The organism is Streptomyces beijiangensis, from assembly GCF_017315755.1.
In the GTDB taxonomy this organism is placed as follows: Bacteria; Actinomycetota; Actinomycetes; order Streptomycetales; family Streptomycetaceae; genus Streptomyces; species Streptomyces beijiangensis.
In genome coordinates this window covers 1-2,947 of sequence record NZ_JAFLRJ010000453.1, presented here as the reverse complement: position 1 = coordinate 2,947, position 2,947 = coordinate 1, and the positions used below count along the sequence as shown (strand labels likewise).

4 protein-coding genes are annotated in these 2,947 nt (G+C 68.8%); 1 reads left to right on the top strand and 3 read right to left on the bottom strand.

All coding sequences use genetic code 11. The features are described 5' to 3' along the window. The 3 genes from J0695_RS34330 to J0695_RS34320 form a co-directional block, all read right to left on the bottom strand. The coding region (locus tag J0695_RS34330; protein ID WP_206968684.1) for a DUF2637 domain-containing protein at positions 1–636 on the bottom strand (636 nt) is incomplete at its 3' end. A 192-nt stretch (positions 637–828) separates the two neighbouring features. Next, a complete protein-coding gene (locus J0695_RS34325; RefSeq protein WP_206968683.1) occupies positions 829–1,548 on the bottom strand; it encodes a DUF3558 domain-containing protein in 720 nt (239 codons plus the stop codon). 65 nt (positions 1,549–1,613) lie between these two features. Then, complete coding sequence (locus J0695_RS34320) at positions 1,614–2,405, bottom strand: DUF3558 domain-containing protein (protein ID WP_206968682.1); 792 nt, start codon at positions 2,403–2,405, stop codon at positions 1,614–1,616. A 163-nt stretch (positions 2,406–2,568) separates the two neighbouring features. Between J0695_RS34320 and J0695_RS34315 the strand changes: the two genes are divergently transcribed. Further along, the coding region (locus J0695_RS34315) for an RtcB family protein (RefSeq protein ID WP_206968681.1) at positions 2,569–2,947 on the top strand (379 nt) is incomplete at its 3' end.

The window sequence follows — 2,947 nt, the reverse complement described above, 5'->3', positions numbered from 1 at the left end:
TCCGAACTTCGCCAGGCGCAGCGGCATGAGGGATTCGACGGGGGCTTTGCGGCGCCAGGCGCGGCCGTAGCGGGCCTGGAGGCGGGCCTGGTAGATCAGACGGTCCTGTTCCAGGCGGATGACCTGGTCGTAGCGGCGCAGTTCCCACAGCTTCATCCGCCGCCAGAGGCGGAAGGTGGGGATGGGGGAGAGCAGCCAGCGGGTGAGGCGCACGCCCTCCATGTGCTTGTCCGCGGTGATGTCCGCGATCCGGCCCACCGCGTGTCTGGCCGCCTCGACGGAGATCACGAAGAGGATCGGGATGACGGCGTGCATCGCGGTGCCGAGCGGGTCGGGCCAGGCGGCCGCGCCGTTGAAGGCGATCGTGGCCGCGGTCAGCAGCCAGGCGGCCTGGCGCAGCAGCGGGAAGGGGATCCGGATCCACGTCAGGAGCAGGTCCAGGGCGAGGAGTACGCAGATGCCCGCATCGATACCGATGGGGAAGACCAGGGAGAAGTTCCCGAAGCCCTTCTCCTCGGCGAGCTTGCGCACCGCCGCGTAACTGCCTGCGAATCCGATCCCGGCGATTATCACCGCACCGGCGACGACAACACCGATCAGTAGTCGGTGTGTACGTGTCAGCTGCATCGCGGCCATGTACCGCAGTCCCTCCCCGAGCATTGGACATCTGGCGGGCACAGCCTGGCACACGCGTGCGGGTGCTGGTGCGCGGGGACGGCCGGAGCCCGGTCTCCGGGGGAGAACCGGGCTCCGTAAAACGGCGTGTATGGGGGCTTGTTGGGCCCAATTCGCTTACATGTTCGTTTACTGGTGCGTCTGGCCGGATGTCTACTTGTTCGCTGTGGCGACCGCGGCGACGGCCTCCTTGGCGGCCGTCTGGGCGCCCTTGGTGACATCGGCCACCGACGGCGACTTGGCGCCCTCGTAGCCCGCGCCGTTGTAGTCGACCGTGAGGACGACGTTCTCGGTACGGACCACGACCGTCGCGTACGTGAAGTCCGCGTCCGTCTTGCGCAGGGTGTAGGTGACCGTGGTCGCCTGGTTGCCGATGCCCGTCGTGGCCGCCGACTTGACGCTCTTCGCGCCCGCCGTCGCCTGCGCCTTGGCGACTTCCTTGGCGTACTGCTCGGTGGCGCGCTTAGCGCCGCTGCCGAGGGTCGCGTCGGAGACGTACCGCTGGTAGGAGACGCCCAGCCAGCGGTAGTCGGAACCCTTGGTGCCGTTGCTCTTCAGGCCGTTCCAGTTGCAGCCGCTGCGGATGGAGATGTCACTCGACTTGTCCGCCGTGCCGGCCTTGGACTTCACGTTGGGGATCAGGTCCTCGACCGTCTTCGCCGAGATCGTCTTGCAGGCGTCCGGCGGCAGCTTGGCGAACGCGGCGACCGCGACCGACGGGGACGCCGAGGCGCTCGCGGAGGGGGTGGCGCTCGACTTCTTGCTGCCTGAGCCGGAATCCGACGAGCAGCCGGCGACGACGAGCATCACCGGGACGGCTGCGCAGGCGAGGAGACGGGTGACGAGGCGGTGTCGCGGGGCTGATCGGTGCATGGTTCCTTCACTGGTCGGACGGTCCGGTGCGCCGCCACCGTATCGGCGGTCGGGCACGTACCGGACTAATCGCTGAACTGCTCGGCGAGTTTGCGGGCCATGGCCTGCGTTCTGTCCTGCAGTTCCTTGCTGTCGGGCACAACGGCCGCCTCGGTGGGCTGCTCGCTGTACTCGACGGTGACGATGACATTGGCGGTACGGAACACCACGGTGATGGTGCGTGCCTTCCCGGTGGCGCCGGCCCTGGCGAGCAGGTCGTCCAGGAACGCGGCGTTGCCGAGGCCGCCGAGGGTACGGGGCTGGAGGTCGTCGGTGTCGCCTGCCGCCGGTCCTGAGGGGGGCGGGGAGGTGGCCGCGGTGGAGCCGGTGACGGGCGCCGTGGGGGTCGGCGTGGCGGTGGGACTCGGCGTCGTGCTCAGGGCCGGGGGGAGATCCGCGGCGGACTCCTTCTCCCCGTACACCTGCTTGGCGCGGTCCTCGTCGCTCACCGAGGTGTCGTAACTGACGACCCGCTCGAAGTCGACGGAGAGCTGGTGCGAGGCGTCGGCCGCGTCGGCCTTCCAGTGGCAGCCGACGCGCCGGTCGGTGTCGTATGTCACCACCGCGCTGCCCGCGTACACCTTCTCCTGCTGGTCCTTGGGGAGCTTCGCCACACCGGGGAACATCCGCTTGAGCGCGCCCCGGTCGGCAGCCCCGCAGGCCTCGGGGAGGGTGCGGTACTTGCCGGGGGCGGCGGCAGGGAGGGTCCCGCCGGGCTTGGAGTCGGTCGCGGAACTGTTGGTTCCGGAGCTGCCTGAGCAGCCTGCGACCAGCGCTGAGAGCAGCGCCGCGGCGGGTACGAACGCCCTTCGCTGCACGGTCAGAGGCTCCCTTCGGGACAAAAAACGGTTACCGCCGGATGGTGGTCCCCGGACACAATGTCTATCGCACGCACTGGTGTGCTTGCCGGTCCGCTGTCGCTTTCGCGGGCCTTGGCGTCAGATTTGCGTTCTGTGATCTTCACGGGGGAATTGGGGAGTTATGTCGTATGTAGAGATTCCGGGGACGGAGGTTCCGGTCCGGATGTGGGCCGATCCGGCATCGGTCGACGCGGGTGCGATGCAGCAGCTCCGCAATGTCGCCACGCTGCCCTGGGTCAAGGGACTGGCCGTCATGCCGGATGTCCACTACGGCAGGGGCGCGACGGTCGGTTCGGTGATCGCGATGCACGGCGCGGTCTGCCCGGCGGCGGTCGGGGTCGACATCGGCTGCGGGATGTCGGCGGTGAGGACGTCACTCACAGCGAACGATCTGCCGGGTGATCTGTCGCGGCTGCGGTCCAAGATCGAACAGGCGATTCCGGTCGGGCGGGGGATGCATGGCGACCCGGTCGACCCGGGGCGGATGCACGGGTTCGCTG